Origin of the sequence: Actinomadura geliboluensis (genome assembly GCF_043197915.1) — a bacterium.
In the GTDB taxonomy this organism is placed as follows: Bacteria; Actinomycetota; Actinomycetes; order Streptosporangiales; family Streptosporangiaceae; genus Spirillospora; species Spirillospora geliboluensis.
In genome coordinates this window covers 25,297-41,201 of sequence record NZ_JBICUA010000013.1, presented here as the reverse complement: position 1 = coordinate 41,201, position 15,905 = coordinate 25,297, and the positions used below count along the sequence as shown (strand labels likewise).

General features: G+C 71.2%; 12 protein-coding genes. 9 read left to right on the top strand and 3 right to left on the bottom strand.

What is annotated here, in order from left to right; genetic code table 11:
- Positions 1–7 precede the first annotated feature (7 nt).
- The 7 genes from ACGFI1_RS35595 (at position 8) to ACGFI1_RS35565 (ending at position 12,759) form a co-directional block, all read left to right on the top strand.
- Positions 8–901, top strand: coding sequence for a carbohydrate ABC transporter permease (locus ACGFI1_RS35595; protein ID WP_386871389.1), 894 nt, complete (start codon positions 8–10; stop codon positions 899–901).
- Positions 901–3,189, top strand: a complete 2,289-nt coding sequence (gene yicI, locus ACGFI1_RS35590) for an alpha-xylosidase (protein ID WP_392791753.1) — start codon at positions 901–903, stop codon at positions 3,187–3,189. Before ACGFI1_RS35595 ends, yicI begins: the two co-directional genes overlap by 1 nt.
- Positions 3,189–4,556, top strand: coding sequence for a GH1 family beta-glucosidase (locus tag ACGFI1_RS35585; RefSeq protein ID WP_392791750.1), 1,368 nt, complete (start codon positions 3,189–3,191; stop codon positions 4,554–4,556). The genes yicI and ACGFI1_RS35585 overlap by 1 nt, the downstream gene beginning before the upstream one ends.
- Before the next feature lie 2 nt (positions 4,557–4,558).
- Positions 4,559–5,806, top strand: a complete 1,248-nt coding sequence (locus ACGFI1_RS35580; protein ID WP_386871395.1) for an MFS transporter — start codon at positions 4,559–4,561, stop codon at positions 5,804–5,806.
- A complete protein-coding gene (locus tag ACGFI1_RS35575; protein WP_392737864.1) occupies positions 5,790–6,797 on the top strand; it encodes a LacI family DNA-binding transcriptional regulator in 1,008 nt (335 codons plus the stop codon). Before ACGFI1_RS35580 ends, ACGFI1_RS35575 begins: the two co-directional genes overlap by 17 nt.
- 88 nt (positions 6,798–6,885) lie before the next feature.
- Positions 6,886–9,876: a glycoside hydrolase family 3 protein gene (locus ACGFI1_RS35570; protein WP_392791747.1), complete on the top strand. Its 2,991-nt coding sequence runs from the start codon at positions 6,886–6,888 to the stop codon at positions 9,874–9,876.
- A 60-nt stretch (positions 9,877–9,936) separates the two neighbouring features.
- Positions 9,937–12,759 (top strand): beta-galactosidase, encoded by a 2,823-nt coding sequence (locus ACGFI1_RS35565; RefSeq protein WP_392791745.1) that lies wholly within the window; start codon positions 9,937–9,939, stop codon positions 12,757–12,759.
- A 49-nt stretch (positions 12,760–12,808) separates the two neighbouring features.
- Here ACGFI1_RS35565 and ACGFI1_RS35560 read toward each other — a convergent pair whose 3' ends face one another.
- Entirely contained in the window at positions 12,809–13,270 is a 462-nt protein-coding gene (locus tag ACGFI1_RS35560; protein WP_392791742.1) for a nuclear transport factor 2 family protein, read from the bottom strand.
- Positions 13,271–13,558: 288 nt separating this feature from the next.
- Between ACGFI1_RS35560 and ACGFI1_RS35555 the strand changes: the two genes are divergently transcribed.
- The gene (locus ACGFI1_RS35555; RefSeq protein ID WP_386871403.1) at positions 13,559–13,954 is read left to right on the top strand and encodes an SSI family serine proteinase inhibitor; all 396 of its coding nucleotides are present in this window, start codon (positions 13,559–13,561) and stop codon (positions 13,952–13,954) included.
- A 74-nt stretch (positions 13,955–14,028) separates the two neighbouring features.
- Positions 14,029–14,352 carry a hypothetical protein gene (locus ACGFI1_RS35550; protein WP_392791740.1) on the top strand — a complete coding sequence of 108 codons (324 nt, stop codon included), beginning with the start codon at positions 14,029–14,031 and terminating at the stop codon, positions 14,350–14,352.
- A 36-nt stretch (positions 14,353–14,388) separates the two neighbouring features.
- Here ACGFI1_RS35550 and ACGFI1_RS35545 read toward each other — a convergent pair whose 3' ends face one another.
- Both ACGFI1_RS35545 and ACGFI1_RS35540 read right to left on the bottom strand, forming a co-directional pair.
- Positions 14,389–14,871: a nucleoside deaminase gene (locus tag ACGFI1_RS35545; protein ID WP_392791737.1), complete on the bottom strand. Its 483-nt coding sequence runs from the start codon at positions 14,869–14,871 to the stop codon at positions 14,389–14,391.
- A 14-nt stretch (positions 14,872–14,885) separates the two neighbouring features.
- Complete coding sequence (locus ACGFI1_RS35540; protein WP_392791732.1) at positions 14,886–15,896, bottom strand: LacI family DNA-binding transcriptional regulator; 1,011 nt, start codon at positions 15,894–15,896, stop codon at positions 14,886–14,888.
- Between the last annotated feature and the right edge of the window lie 9 nt (positions 15,897–15,905).

Below are 15,905 nucleotides of genomic sequence, written 5' to 3'. Positions count from 1 at the left end.
GAGAACGGTGACGGCGACGACCTTGACCGAGAAGGCCGGGGCGCCGCCTCGGCGGGCCCGGGACACGGCGCACCGCCGCCGCAGGGGGCCGTCCGCCTACGCGGTGCTGGTGGCGCTGACCGCCTTCGCCGGGATCATGCTGATCCCGTTCGTCGTGGTGGTCTTCAACGCGCTGAAGACGCCGCAGGAGTACTCCTCGTCGGGGCCGCTGTCGCCGCCGGACGGCATCAACCTGGACGCCGTCCGCGCCTTCTGGGAGCGCACCGACTTCGGGAACGTCCTGCTGAACAGCGTGCTGATCAGCGGATCCGTCGCCGTCCTCGCCGTCCTGCTGTCGGTGCTCAACGCCTACGCGCTCGGCATCGGCCGCATCAAGGGCCGGATGTGGGTCCTGGTCCTGCTCCTCATGGCGAACACGGTGCCGCAGGAAGCGCTCGTCTACCCGCTGTACTACCTGTCCAAGCAGGTCGGCCTGTACGACACCAAGCTCAGCGTGATCATCGTGTTCACGGTGATCCAGGCGGCGTTCGGCACCTACCTGCTGTCGTCGGTGCTGTCGGCGTTCCCGCGTCCGCTGCTGGAGGCCGCCCGGATCGACGGCGCGGGCCGCTGGCAGATCCTCTGGCGCGTGGTCGTCCCGGTGGTGCGCCCGACGCTGTCGGTGCTGCTCGTCTTCTTCTTCGTGTGGACCTGGAACGAGTTCCTGATCCCCATGACCTTCCTGATCTCCAACGAGAACCAGACGGTCTCGGTCGCGCTCGGCGTGCTGCAGGGGCAGCGCCTCATGGACGCCACCATGTCCAGCGCCGCGTCGCTGCTCGGCCTCCTCCCGACCGTCGTCTTCTTCCTCATCTTCCAGCGCACTCTCTCGCGCGGACTGACAGCGGGGGCCATCAAATAATGAAGTTCAGTGACGGCTACTGGATGATGCGCGAGGGTGTGCAGGCGTTTCATCCGGTGGAGGTCCTCGACGTGGACGCGGGGGCGGACTCCTTCACGGTGTACGCGCCCGTGCAGAAGATCCGGCACCGGGGGGATCTGCTCAAGGGGCCGGTGGTGACGGTGACCTGCGAGGCGCCGATGCCGGACGTCATCGGGGTCACGCTCACCCATTTCGCGGGGGAGCGGCGGCGCGGGCCGGAGTTCGAGCTGGCCACCGCGCCGGGCGGTGAGGTCGCGGTCGGCGAGGAGGCGGCGACGCTGACGTCAGGGGCGCTGTCGGTGCGGGTCGGGCGCGGTGACGGGTGGCGGGTCGACTTCCTCGCGGACGGGCGCCGGCTGACCGGCAGCGCGCCCAAGGCGCAGGCCGTCATCGACACCGACGACGGGCGGCACTACGTGCGGGAGCAGCTGGACCTCGGCGTCGACCATTTCGTCTACGGGCTCGGTGAGCGGTTCGGGCCGCTGGTGAAGAACGGCCAGTCGGTGGACGTGTGGAACGCCGACGGCGGGACGGCCAGCGAGCAGGCGTACAAGAACGTGCCGTTCTACCTGACGAACGCGGGATACGGCGTTTTCGTCGACCATCCGGGGCGCGTCTCGTTCGAGGTGGCGTCGGAGGCGGTCGCGCGGACGCAGTTCAGCGTCGAGGGCCAGTCGATGCGGTACTTCGTCATCTACGGGCCGTCGCCGAAGGAGATCCTGCGCAAGTACACCGCGCTGACCGGGCGGCCCGCGCGGCTGCCGGAATGGTCGTTCGGGCTGTGGCTGTCGACGTCGTTCACCACGTCCTATGACGAGGAGACCGTCTCGTCGTTCATCGACGGGATGGCGGAGCGCGACCTGCCGCTCAGCGTGTTCCATTTCGACTGCTTCTGGATGCGCGAGTTCCAGTGGTGCGACTTCGAGTGGGATCCGCGCGTCTTCCCCGACCCGCCGGGCATGCTGCGCCGGCTGCGGGACCGGGGCCTGCGGATCTGCGTGTGGATCAACCCCTACATCGGCCAGCGCTCGCCGTTGTTCGAGGAGGGCCGGTCGCGGGGCTACCTGCTCATGCGCCCTGACGGGGACGTGTGGCAGTGGGACAAGTGGCAGCCCGGCCTGGCGGTGGTGGACTTCACCAATCCCGAGGCGCGGGAATGGTACGCGGGCAAGCTCGAAGCGCTCATGGACATGGGCGTCGACTGCTTCAAGACCGACTTCGGGGAGCGCATCCCGACCGATGTCGTCTACCACGACGGCTCGGACCCGGAACGGGCGCACAACTACTACACCTATCTGTACAACCAGACCGTTTTCGATCTGCTCCGCAAGAAGCGGGGCGAGGGCGAGGCGGTGGTGTTCGCCCGGTCCGCGACGGTCGGCGGGCAGCAGTTCCCGGTGCACTGGGGCGGCGACTGCGAGTCGACGTTCGAGGCGATGGGGGAGAGCCTGCGCGGCGGTCTGTCCCTGGGCGCGTCGGGGTTCGGCTACTGGAGCCACGACATCGGCGGCTTCGAGGGGACGCCCGATCCGGTGCTGTTCAAGCGGTGGATCGCGTTCGGGATGCTGTCGTCGCACAGCCGCCTGCACGGCAGCCACTCCTACCGGGTGCCGTGGCTGTTCGACGAGGAGTCGGTGGACGTCCTGCGCGACTTCACCCGGTTGAAGATGCGGCTGATGCCGTACCTGGCCGGTGCCGCGCGGCAGGCGTCGGGGGAGGGCCTGCCGATGATGCGGGCGATGGTCCTGGAGTTCCCCGACGACCCCGCCTGCACGCACCTGGAGCGCCAGTACATGCTCGGCGACGACCTGCTCGTGGCGCCGGTGTTCTCGTCCGACGGTGACGTCTCCTACTACGTGCCGGGGGGTGTGTGGACGCACTACCTGACGGGTGAACGGGTCGAAGGCGGCCGGTGGGTCCGCGAACACCACGGCTTCGACAGCGTGCCGCTGCTCGTCCGGCCGGGTGCGGTCATCCCGGAGGGGGCGGTGCAGGACCGTCCCGACTACGACCACGCGGACGGCGTCACGCTGCGCGTCTACGAGCCGTCCGACGGGACGACGGTCACCCAGGTAGGCGACGCCACCTTCACGACGGTGAAAAACGGTGAAAACGTGCGCGTGACCGGCGAGGGAGCCTGGAACGTCCTTCTCGTCAACGCACGCGTAGCGGCCGTGGAGGGCGGCGAGTCTTCCGACCATCCGCACGGTGTTCTCATCAAGGCGACCGGTGACGAGCTGGTCATCACTCTGGCAGAGGAGAGCTGATGGGGTTCCCGCAAGGGTTCCTGTGGGGCGCGGCCACCGCCGCCTACCAGATCGAGGGGGCGGCCCGGGAGGACGGCCGGGCGCCGTCCATCTGGGACACCTTCAGCCGCACGCCGGGCAAGGTGCTCGACGGCGACACCGGTGACGTGGCCACCGACCACTACCACCGGTGGGAGGAGGACGTCGCGACGATGGCCGCCCTCGGCATCGGCGCCTACCGGTTCTCGATCTCCTGGTCGCGCGTGCTGCCGGACGGCACGCCCAACCAGAAGGGCCTCGACTTCTACTCCCGCCTGGTCGACGAGCTGCTCCGGCACGACATCGCTCCCGTCGCGACGCTCTACCACTGGGACCTGCCGCAGCACTTGGAGGACGCGGGCGGCTGGCCCGAGCGCGACACGGCCCGCCGGTTCGGCGACTACGCCGAGCGGATCGGGCGCGTCCTCGGCGACCGCGTCCACACCTGGACGACGCTGAACGAGCCGTGGTGCTCGGCGTTCCTCGGCTACGCGTCCGGCGTGCACGCCCCCGGCCGCACCGACCCGGTGGCCGCGCTCGCCGCCGCCCACCACCTCAACCTCGCGCACGGCCTCGCGGTGCGGGCGCTGCGCGGGGTGACCCCGTCGTCGGCGCGGCACTCGGTGACGCTCAACCTGCACCACCTGCGCGGCGACGCGGAGGCGGTCCGGCAGGTGGACGCGGTCTCCAACCGCGTGTTCCTGGACCCGATGCTGGGCAGGGGCTACCCCGCCGACCTGCTGGACGACACGTCCTCCCTGACCGACTGGAGCTTCGTCCACGACGGGGACGAGGCCGTCATCGCCGCGCCCCTGGACGTCCTCGGCGTGAACTACTACTCGCCCACCCTCGTCCGGGTGTGGGACGGGACGTCCCCGCGCGCACACGCGGACGGCCACCGCCAGGGCGTGGCGTCGCCGTTCGTCGGCTGCGACCGCGTCGAGTTCGCCGAGCAGCCCGGCCCGTACACGGCGATGGGCTGGCCGATCGACGCGAACGGCATGGAGGAGCTGCTGCTGCGGCTCCACCGCGAGTACCCCGACATCCCGCTGATGGTCACCGAGAACGGCGCGGCGTTCGACGACACGGTGGAGGACGGCCGGGTCCGCGACGAGCGGCGCATCGCCTACCTGGACGACCACATCGCCGCCGTGGAGCGCGCCTGCGCGGCCGGCGCCGACGTGCGCGGCTACTTCGCCTGGTCGCTGCTCGACAACTTCGAATGGGCGTACGGCTACTCCAAGCGGTTCGGCCTCGTCCGCGTCGACTACCCGACCGGCGCGCGCACCTGGAAGGACAGCGCGCACTGGTACCGGGACACGATCGCGACGCACCGCGGGAGCGCCTGACGATGGAGCGGGAGCGCCCGATGGCGGGACGGGCGGGGGCGGCCGTCGCGGCGCTGGCCCTCGCCGCGTTCTGCTTCGGCACGACCGAGAACCTCCCGATCGGGCTGCTCCCGCTCATCGCCGACGACCTGGACGTCTCCGCCTCCGCCGTCGGCCTGCTCGTCACCGGCTACGGGATCGTGGTCGCGGTCGTGTCCGTCCCGCTCGTCAAGCTGACGGTCCGGGTGGGCCGCCGCCCGCTGCTGACCGGCGTGATGGCGCTGTTCATCGTGATGAGCTTCGCGGCGGCGGCCGCGCCCGGCTACGGCGCGCTGTTCGGCACCCGGCTGGTGACCGCGCTCGGGCAGGCGGTGTTCTGGCCGGTCGCCGTGGTCGCCGCCGCCGGGCTGATGCCGCCGGAGGCGCGGGGCCGGGCGGGCGCCTACGTGTTCGCGGGCGGGTCGATGGCGATCGTCCTCGGCGTCCCCGCCGGGACGTGGCTCGGCCGGGCCATCGGGTGGCGCGCGTCGTTCGCCGCGCTCGGCGTGCTGTGCCTGGTGTCCCTGGTCGCGATCGCCGTCCTGCTGCCGGGCGGGAGGGCGACCGGCCGCGACCCCGTGCCGGCGTCCGCGCCGGACGCCCGGCGCTTCCGGCTGCTGGTCGTCACGATCATGCTGCTGATCGGCGGGTTCTTCACCGCCTTCACCTACATCACCGAGTTCCTGACGCGGGTGAGCGGCTTCTCCGGCGCCGCCATCAGCCCGCTGCTGCTGGTGAACGGCGTCGCCGACATCGCCGGAGTCGTCATCGCCGGGATCGTGGTGGACCGCGGCCCGCGCGCGCTGGCCGCCGGGTCCGCCGCGGTGCTGGCGATCGCCATGCTCGGCCTGTTCGCGTTCGGCACGGCGGCCGTCCCGGCGGTGGCCATGCTGATCCTGCTGGGCATCGGGATCCCCGGCGCCGCGACGGCCTTCCAGGCCCGCGTCATGGAGTCGGCGCCGGGCGACACGGACATCGCCTCGGCGTGGACGTCCTCCGCGTTCAACGTCGGGATCGCCGGCGGCGCCCTGCTCGGCGGCGCGCTGCTGCCGCTGACGGGCGTGCGCGGGACGCCGCTCGCGGGCGCGGCGGTGGCCGCCGCCGCCCTCGCGGTGATCGTGCTGGACCGGCCGCCGCGCGCTCGCGCTCCGGCCCTGCCCGGCACGGCTAGCATCGTTCGCACTCTGCACCCCTCCGAGGACGACGGGACGGTCCGTGGTCAAGATCACTGATGTGGCGCGGCACGCGGGCGTGTCGCCGAGCACGGTCTCCTACGTGCTGAGCGGGAAGCGCTCGATCTCCGAGGAGACCCGGCGGCGCGTCCGGGAGAGCATCCGCGAGCTCGGCTACCGGCCGCACGCGGGCGCCCGCGCGCTCGCCAGCAGCCGCTCCAACGTGCTCGCGCTGATGATCCCGCTGCGCTCCGGCATCGCGGTGCCGGTCGTCATGCAGTTCGCCGTGTCGGTGGTGACCGCGGCGCGGCGGCACGACCACGACGTCCTGCTGCTCACCCAGGAGGAGGGCGAGGACGGCCTGCGCCGCGTCGCCGACAGCGCGCTCGTCGACGCGCTGATCGTCATGGACGTGCAGATGAAGGACCCGCGCCTGCCGCTGCTGCGCTCGCTGGACCGGCCGAGCGTGCTCATCGGCTTCCCCGCCGACGCCGAGGACCTGACCTGCATCGACCTCGACTTCCACGCCGCCGGCGCGGTCTGCGTCGAGCACCTGGCCGAGCTCGGCCACCGGGAGATCGCGCTGATCGGGTCGCCGCCCGAGGTGTACGAGCGGCAGACCGGTTACGCGCAGCGGGTCGCGGACGGGTTCGCCGCCGCGGTCCGCGAGCACGGCCTGACCGGCGACGTCCACCCGTGCGAGGCGACCGCGGACGCCGCCCGCGAGCTGGTCGCGCGGCTGCTCGCCGAGCGTCCCGGGCTGACCGGCGTCCTCGTGCACAACGAGCCGGTCGTCGGCCCGGTGGTGCGGGCGCTGCGCGCGGCGGGCCGGCGCGTCCCCGAGGACGTGTCCGTCGTCGCGATGGCCCCGGACGAGATGGCCGAGCACGCCGAGCCGCCGCTGTCGTCCGTCGCGATCCCCGCCGAGGAGGTCGGCGGGCGCGCCGTCGAGCTGCTGATGGCCAAGCTCGACGGGGCGCCCGTCCCCGCCGCGACCCTGCTCCCGCCCACCCTGACCCGGCGCGCCAGCACCGCGCCCGCCGCTCGCTGACCGACGAGAAGGAGGAGAAGGGGCCTCTCGCGGCCCGTTATCGAAGCGCTTCGATAAGTCACTCGGGGGACGTCCAGAAGGAGAATCGGTGCACAGACCCCATCGAAACCCCCGCTCCGCGGGCCGGCGCAGCCGGTCGCTGACCCTCGTCCTCGCCGCCGTGCTGGCGGCCCCCGTCGCGTGGACGGCGCCCGCCGCCGCCCGCGAGGCGGCCCATCCCTTCCGCGACCCGGGCCTGTCGGTGGACGCCCGGGTGGACGACCTGCTCGGCCGGCTCACCCTCGACGAGAAGATCTCCCTGCTGCACCAGTACCAGCCCGCGATCCCGCGGCTCGGCATCGGCCGGTTCAAGACCGGCACCGAGGCGCTGCACGGCGTCGCCTGGTCGACCGACGTCCACAACGGCGGCGCCGTCGTGACCGCCAAGGGCACGGTGTTCCCGCAGTCGGTCGGGCTCGGCGCCACCTGGGACCCGGCGCTGCTGAAGAGGATCGGCTCGGCCGTCGGCGACGAGGCCCGCGGCTACAACAGCGAGAACCCCGACGTGTGGGGCCTGCAGCTGTGGGCGCCCGTCGTCAACCTGCTCCGCGACCCGCGCTGGGGCCGCAACGAGGAGGGCTACTCCGAGGACCCGCTGCTCACCGGCCTGCTCGCCACCGCCTACGGGCACGGCATGCAGGGCGACGACCCGGACCGCCTCAAGGCCGCGCCCGTGCTCAAGCACTACATGGCCAACAACAACGAGATCCGCCGCGACCAGACGTCGTCCAGCCTGCGGCCCCGGGTGCTGAAGGAGTACGACGAGGTCCCGTTCAAGATCCCGCTCAGCCGGGACGCCGCGACCGGGATCATGACGTCGTACAACCTGGTCAACGGCCGTCCCGCGACGGTCACCCCGGACGCCGGCGGCCTCGTCCGGTCGTGGAGCGACCGGACGCTGTTCAACGTCACCGACGCCGGCGGGCCGAACAACCTCGTCAACTCCCAGAAGTACTTCCCCGACCTCGCCACCGCGGACGCGGCGGTCGTCAAGGCGGGCGTGGACAGCTTCACCACCGACGACACCAACTCCTCCATCACCGTCAACGCGATCAAGGACGCGCTGGCGCGGGGGCTGCTCGCCGAGGCCGACGTCGACCGGGCGGTGGGCCACATCCTCAGCGTCCGGGTGCGGCTCGGCGAGTTCGATCCGGGCGGCGGCCCCTACGCCAAGATCACTAAGGATGCGGTGGACAGCCCCGCGCACCGCGCTCTCGCCCGCAAGGCCGCGGCCGAGCAGATGGTGCTGCTCAAGAACCAGGGCAAGGCGCTGCCGCTGTCGTCCGGGAAGGTCGCGGTCGTCGGCCCGCTGTCCGACACCCTCTACACGGACTGGTACTCCGGTTCGCTGCCGTACGAGGTCACGCCGCTGGACGGCATCAAGAAGCGCGCGTCGGCCGTCACCTCCAGTGAAGGCGTCGACCGGATCGCGCTGAAGGACGTGAAGACCGGCAAGTACATCGCCGGCGGGACGGGCTCCGGCGCCGTCCTCAAGACCGGGCCTGCGTCGGCGACCGACCCGGCGGCGCAGTTCGACGTGTTCGACTGGGGCCAGGGCGTGGTCACCCTGCGCAGCGCCGCCAACGGCAAGACCGTCGGCCGCTACAACTGGGGCGACACCTTCGCCAACGACCAGGCCCAGCCGAACGGCTGGTTCGTCCAGCAGATGTTCAAGCTGGAGAAGCAGGACGACGGCGACTACCTGCTCCGCTACGCGGGCTATGAGAAGGCGTACGACTGGGCCGACCCGGCCAAGACGTACGTGAAGGCGCAGGACGACGGGACCCTCGTCCTCACCAGCAAGGACGACGCCGGACGGTTCGCCAAGGACGTCGTCAGCAGCGGCATCGACGCGGCCGTGAAGGCGGCGACCGCCGCGGACACCGCCGTCGTCGTGGTCGGCAGCATGCCGTTCATCAACGGCCGCGAGGACCACGACCGCACCACCATGGCGCTCGCCGAAGGCCAGTCGGAGCTCATCAGGGCCGTCCGGAAGGCCAACCCGAACACGGTCGTCGTCGTGGAGAACAGCTACCCGACGACCCTCACCTGGGAGCAGGAGAACGTCCCGGCGATCCTGTGGACGAGCCACGCGGGCGCCGAGACGGGCAACGCGCTGGCGTCCATCCTGTTCGGCGACGAGAGCCCGTCGGGGAAGCTGCCGCAGACCTGGTACCGCTCCGACGAGCAGCTGCCCGACATTCTCGACTACGACATCATCAAGTCGGATCGCACCTACCAGTACTTCAAGGGCAAGCCGCTCTACCCGTTCGGCTACGGCCTCTCCTACACCGCGTTCCGGTACGGGAAGCCGCGGCTGAGCAGCCATTCCGTGGGACGCGACGGAACGGTCACCGTCACCGTTCCGGTCACCAACATCGGAAAGAAGGCCGGTGACGAGGTCGTCCAGCTCTACACCCACCAGCGGAAGTCGCGGGTGAAGCAGCCGGTGAAGACGCTCCGGGCGTTCGACAAGGTGCACGTGGAGCCCGGCAGGACCGTCACCGCGACCTTCCGGCTCGACGCCTCCGACCTCGCGATCTGGGACGTCACCCGCAACAGGTGGACGGTCGAGAAGGCGAAGCACGACCTGCTCATCGGCTCCTCGTCCGCCGACATCCGGCAGCGCGCCGCGCTCACCGTGCGCGGCGAGACGATCCCCGACCGGGACCTGTCGGCGCGGACCCGCGCCGCCGACTTCGACGACCAGAACGGCGTCGAACTGGTCGACGAGACGAAGGAGAAGGGCGACGCGGTGGCGGGCGCGGCGAACTCCTGGCTGAAGTTCGCGGACGCCGACCTCGGAAAGTCCACCGGCACGATCACCGCGCGGGTGGCGGGCACGTCGGCCGCCGCGATACAGGTCCGGCTGGACCGCCCGGACGGGCCGCTCGCGGGAACGCTGAACGTCCCGTCCACCGGTGACAAGTACGCCTACAAGAAGATCAGCGCGACGCTCGCGAACGCCCGCGGCAACCGCGACGTCTACCTGGTCTTCACCGGCGAAACCCGACTGAGCTCCTTCTCCCTCACCCGATGAAACGCCCGGCCCGCCCCGGCATGCCCGGGGCGGGCCGGACCGCTGCAAAGGACGCCAGCCATGCGTGCCAGCAGAAGACTCGCCATCATCGCCGCCGTTCTCACCGCCGCCGCCTGCCTCTGCGCCCCCGCCTCCGCCCGTCCCGTCCAGGCCGACTCGCACCGCGTCGGATACGACCGCTACTCGCTCACCGTGGACGGGCAACGCGTCGTCCTGTGGGCGGGCGAATTCCACTACTTCCGGCTCCCGAGCCCCGCCCTCTGGCGGGACGTCCTGGAGAAGATCAAGGCCGCCGGATTCAACGGCGTGTCCCTTTACTTCGACTGGGCCTACCATTCGCCGGCCCCCGGGAAATACGACTTCACCGGCGTTCGCGACGTCGACCGGCTCCTGCGCCTGACCGAGGAACTCGGCCTCTACGTCGTCGCCCGACCCGGCCCCTACATCAACGCCGAGACCACCGGCGGCGGTCTGCCCGCGTGGCTGAAGACCGTCCCCGGACGCGCCCGCTCCAGCGACCCGAACTACACCCGCGCCTACCGCGACTGGCTCGCCCACATCGACCCGATCATCGCGAAGCACCAGGTCACGCGGGGCGGGTCCGTCATCGTCTACAACGCCGAGAACGAGTATGCCGCCAACACCGACCCCGCCTACATGGAGGACGTCCAGCGGCAGGCCCGCGCCCACGGAATCGACGTCCCGATCTCCCACAACCAGTGCTGCGACGCCTCCTGGACGCCGACGTGGGCGACGGGGCAGGGCGCCGTCCAGATCCCCGGCGTCGACGACTACCCGCAGGCCTTCGAATGCCGCGAGCCCGACATCTGGGGGACGTGGGGAGAGGGCGTCACCGAACGCCTCAGCCCGGACGCGCCCGCCTACGCCGCCGAATACCAGGCCGGTGCCATCGACGCCAACCGCGCCGGCTACGACAAGTGCCGCGAACTCAGCGGCCCGAAGTTCATGAAGGTCTACTACAAGTCGAACCTCATCACCTCGGGCGCCACGATGTTCGGCTATTACATGGCCTTCGGCGGCACGAACTGGGGGCGGCTCGCGCAGCCGAACGACGTCTACACGTCCTACGACTACGGCGCCCCCATCACCGAGAACCGGCAACTCACCGCCAAGTACGACGAGTTCAAGCGCCAGGGTCTCTTCGTCACCACCGTCGCACCGCTCGCCAAGACCGACCCGGCCGAGGCGCCCGCGTCCGATAATCCGGCAGTCCACGCCGAGGCCCGCGCCAACCCCGACACCGGAACGCAGTTCGTCCTCGTCCGGCACTCCGACCGGAAGACCAACGCCGACCAATCCGCAAACCTCACCTGGAAGACCCCGGACGGCGCCCACACCCTGCCCGTGAACCTCAAGGGCCGGGACGCGAAAGTGCTCGTCGCCGGGTACGACATGGGCGGCCAGCGTCTCACCGCGACGACCTCCGAACTCCTCACCCACACCACCGCCGGGAAGCGGGACACCGCCGTCCTCTACGGCAAGGAGGGAACCGCGGGAACGACGATCCTGCGGTACGGCTCGCGTCCTGAGGTCGAAGTCCTGAACGGCTCGGTGAAGTCGACCTACTCCAACGGCGAACTCCGACTCGACTACGAGCATCAAGGTCTGGCCCGCGTCCAGATAACCGGCGGGGGCCGCACGCCCCTCCTGCTCCTCATCGGCACGGAAGCGGAGGCCGCCAAGTTCTGGCGCTCCGGCGACACCCTCGTCCGGGGCACCGACCTGGTCCGTTCCGCGCAAGTCAGGAACGGCACGGCGGTAGTACGAGCCGACCTGGCCGAGGCAGGCGACATCGAGGTGTTCGGCTCGGCCGGCCGCATGACCCTCAACGGAAAGCACATCCGCGCCCGCACGACACCCAGCGGCACTCTCCTGGCGCACGCCAAGGGCCCGCGCCCCGTCAAACTCCCCTCCCTCAAGCACTGGCGTGCCAAGCAGGGCGCACCCGAAACGTCCCCCGAATTCGACGACTCGTCATGGAAGGTCGCCGACCACACCACCACGGCCAGCCCGATCAAGCCGAAGAACCTGCCCGTCCTCTACGCCGACGATTACGGCTTCCACCACGGCCACGTCTGGTATCGCGGCCATTTCACCGCGACCGGCTCCGAGAAGTCCGTCGACCTGAACGCCATCACCGGAAAGCACGGCATCTACCAGGTCTGGCTGAACGGCCGCTACCTGGGCTCGGCCGCCGGCGGCGAGCAGAAGGACGCCGACGCGCCCGTCAACGAGAACCCCGGCCCCGGCAGCTTCGCCGTCCCCTCCGATCTGCTCCGGAAGGGGCAGAAGGCCGTCCTGTCCGTCCTGGTGGAGAACATGGGCCACAACGACGACTGGACGGCCGACGACTACCGCCAGAAGCAGCCCCGCGGCCTGGTCGACGCCGAGATCACCACCAACCCGGTCACCTGGCGCATCCAGGGGGCCCGCGCCGAGGACCCGGTGCGCGGCCCCCTGAGCACGGGCGGCCTCTACGGAGAACGGGAAGGCTGGCACTTGCCGTCCGCCCGCACCGGTTCGTGGCCGACCGGCGCCCCGACGGCCCCCGTCCAGCCGGGCGTCCACTGGTACAGCACCAGCACTCGCCTAACGATCCCCGACGACCAGGACGTCCCGGTGACCCTGCACTTCGACAAGGGCACGGGCGATTACCGGACGCTCATCTTCGTCAACGGCTGGAACATGGGGGAGTACGTCAACGGTGAGCTCCAGCAGGACTTCACCCTCCCCGACGGGATCCTGCACCCGGACGGGCGCAACACCATCACCCTCGCCGTGGTCGCGGCGGACGCGTCCCGCCCCGGAGGGGTCTCGCTGAAGGCCGCCGCGAACCTGAGAGGAGGCGTCCCCGCCCCCTGACCATTGGCCGCTGGGACCCCGGCCCTCTCGCGGGCCGGGGTCACCCGTCCTAGCCGGGACGGACCTCGCGCGGCAGGCGTTCCGGCCGGCGCAGGTGATGGGTGACGTCGCCCGCCAAGTCCAAGGTGATGCGGCGTTCGGCGAAGCGCCACCGGCCCTCATGGCGCTCGAAGGTGTCGTTGTAGGTGCCGCAGGCGATGGGCTGGAGTGCGAGGCCGGGGACGGCCTGCATGACGGTGTAGTACGCCTTCGAGGTGGCGGTGCCCGCGTCCTCGTCCACCTCGATGGCGAGGTTCGTGGTGACGTGCTTGGTGCGGAGGGTGCCGTCCTCGTGCACGATCACCGTCTTCTCGAACATGCGGGCGATCGCCTCGCCGCCGCGCAGAGTGCCGCCGCTGCCGGTGAACGCGGCGTCGGCGAACAACTCGCGGATGCCCGCGAAGTCGGCGTTGTCCACGCACTCGGCGTAGCGGTAGATCAGGTTGGCGATGTCCTGGTGAGCGCACGGCATGGTCCATCATCGGCCCGCCGCGCGGCCGTCCCGGCGCCGCCTCCCGGTGAGCGGGACGGCCCGGATATCACATGGTCCGGCCAATTTGCCGTCAACCGGTATTGCACGAATGGGCAGACTTGATTTAAGAGTGAACCGGTGGCCAGGTTGGGACTTGAATTGCCCTTGTTCGGGGCAGTTTGTGGCATTTAGCGTCTGGATGCGGGCGGGACGTCACCGCGATCCGGTGTCCCGGCCGGCCCAATGCCGCAGATCGCGGCGGGCGAATCCAGGGAGGAAGACATGCACATGTCGCGTGCCCGTCACCGGTGGGCCGCCGTGCTGGCGGGAATGGCCGTCCTCGCGTCGGCCGCACCCGCGCAGTCGGACGGACCGGCCGGTCCCGTCGGCTCCTACATGCTCACGCTGGTCCACGAAGTGGGCCCGAGAATCCAGCGGAGCCTCCACTGCGACCCGGACGGCGGGACGCTCATCGCCGCGTCCCGGGCCTGTGACCAGCTGAGACCCGTCCACGGCAGGGTCGAGCGCATCCCCGCGCGGACGGGGGCCTGCACGCTGCAGTACGCGCCCGTCCGCGTGATCGCCCGCGGCAGCTGGAACGGCCGGCCGCGGCATTTCGAGCGGACCTACCCCAACCGCTGCGTCGCCGTGCGCGACACCGGCGGAATCCTTTTCGGCGGATAACCCCACGGACCGCGGGCCGCCGGAATGGGGAAGCGGGGTGCTGTCCGGCGGCCCGCATGAAAAGGAGACGCCGAATGCTCGCCTTTACCGGGCCGGACGTGCTGGTCACCTACGAGCGGACCGGCGGATTCGCCGGAATCCAGGAGCGGGTGACCGTCGACCATTCAGGTGCCGCTTTGATCAACGGCAAAAAGGCCGCGCTGGACGACGGAGAAATGCGCGGCCTGCGGGACGCGCTGAGCGAGATCGTCACCACCGACTCGTCCGAGGCGGGATGCCGGGTGGCCGACCACTTCACCTACACCCTCACCTACCGCGGCAACCGGGCCACCCGGTGCTGGCTGCCGTCCGACTGGCGCGCCGCCGTCGAACGCCTGGAGGCGCTGACCCGCCGGTGACCGGGCAAAGGGGACGGTGAGCCGATGTCGCCGCCCTCAAGCGCAGGCGCGGGTGTGCAGCTCGCGCATGACCGCTTCGAGGGCGGCGACCGGGCCTTCCACCGGCAGGCCCGGCACGACCTCCTGGACCGGGATCGCCGCGACCGGCCCCGGCGGCACGCCCAGCTCCTCGCGCAGCGCGCCGAGCTGGGCGGCCGACATGATGTACACGATGCGGCCGAGGCCCACCCAGCCGTGCGCGGCCGAGCACATCGGGCAGTGCTCCCCGGAGGTGTAGACGGTCGCCGCCGCGCGCTCCTCCGGAGCCATGTTCGCCGCCGCCCAGCGGGCGATCTCGAACTCCGGATGCCGGGTGTGGTCGCCGCCCGCCACCCGGTTGCGGTCCTCGAACAGGACCTCCCCGCCGGCGGACACCAGCACCGACCCGAACGGCTCGTCCGAGGCGTCCAGCGCCTCGGCGGCCAGCTCCACGCAGCGGTTCAGATGGCGCAGCTCGGCCGCGCCCGGTTCGTAGCCCATCGGACGATCGTAGATCACGCGGATTCGCGGAGCACCAGGTGAGGCTGCAGGATGACCACCGGCTCGTTCACCGTCTCGCCGCGGATCCGCGACACCAGCAGCCGCGCCATCTCCACGCCCATCTCCTCCAGGGACTGGTGGACGGTGCTGAGCGGCGGGTCGGCGAGCGCCGCCGCCGAGGAGTCGTCGAACCCGATCACCGCGACGTCGTCGGGGATGCGCCGGCCGCGCCGGTGCAGGATGCGCAGCGCGCCGAACGCCATCGGGTCGCTCGCCGCGAACACCGCGTCCAGCGACGGCTCCCGCGCCAGCAGCCGCTCGGCGGCGGCGATGGCGCTGGCCTCCCCGAAGTCGCCGTACTCGACGTACTCGGGCAGGCCCGCGTCGGCGAGCGCCTCCCGGTAGCCGGCCAGCCGGTCGATGCCCACCCCCATGTCCTGGGGGCCGGCGATCGTCGCGATGTGCCGCCGGCCGCCCGCGATCAGGTGGCCGACGGCCTCGCGGGCGCCGCTGCGGTTGTCGACGTCGACGTAGCTGACCGGCGACAGGCCGGGCGGGCAGCCGCCGAGGACGGTCGGCACGCCGTTGGCCTCCAGCTTGGCGGGCAGCGGGTCCTCGGCGTGCAGGGAGGTGAGGAGCACCCCGTCCACGTGCTGGGTGGTGAGGTACTCCTCCAGCCGGCCGTACTCGGCGGGGGAGCGGGCGAGGGCGAGCAGCAGCTGCAGCCCGGTGTCGCCGAGCCCGTTGCTGATGCCGCGGATGATCCCGGCGAAGTACGGCTCGCCGAACAGCCGCTGGTCCGACTCGGCGACGACGAGCGCCACCGTGTCGGTGCGGCGGGTGACGAGCGTGCGGGCCGCGCGGTTCGGCACGTACCCGAGCTCCTCGATCGCCCGCAGCACCGCCTCGCGCGCCTGCGGGCTGACCCGCGGCGACCCGTTGACCACGCGCGACACCGTGCCGCGGCCCACCCCGGCGCGCGCCGCCACCTCTTCCAATGTCGGACGCGTGCTCCTGCCCGTCATCCGGCCCCC

Coding starts and splice junctions, on each gene's coding strand:
- ACGFI1_RS35580 (WP_386871395.1), top strand. CDS start 4,559: ATGGAGCGGGAGCGCCCGATGGCGGGACGGGCGGGGGCGGCCGTCGCG.
- ACGFI1_RS35565 (WP_392791745.1), top strand. CDS start 9,937: ATGCGTGCCAGCAGAAGACTCGCCATCATCGCCGCCGTTCTCACCGCC.
- ACGFI1_RS35555 (WP_386871403.1), top strand. CDS start 13,559: ATGTCGCGTGCCCGTCACCGGTGGGCCGCCGTGCTGGCGGGAATGGCC.
- ACGFI1_RS35550 (WP_392791740.1), top strand. CDS start 14,029: ATGCTCGCCTTTACCGGGCCGGACGTGCTGGTCACCTACGAGCGGACC.
- yicI (WP_392791753.1), top strand. CDS start 901: ATGAAGTTCAGTGACGGCTACTGGATGATGCGCGAGGGTGTGCAGGCG.
- ACGFI1_RS35560 (WP_392791742.1), bottom strand. CDS start 13,270: ATGCCGTGCGCTCACCAGGACATCGCCAACCTGATCTACCGCTACGCC.
- ACGFI1_RS35545 (WP_392791737.1), bottom strand. CDS start 14,871: ATGGGCTACGAACCGGGCGCGGCCGAGCTGCGCCATCTGAACCGCTGC.
- ACGFI1_RS35540 (WP_392791732.1), bottom strand. CDS start 15,896: ATGACGGGCAGGAGCACGCGTCCGACATTGGAAGAGGTGGCGGCGCGC.
- ACGFI1_RS35585 (WP_392791750.1), top strand. CDS start 3,189: ATGGGGTTCCCGCAAGGGTTCCTGTGGGGCGCGGCCACCGCCGCCTAC.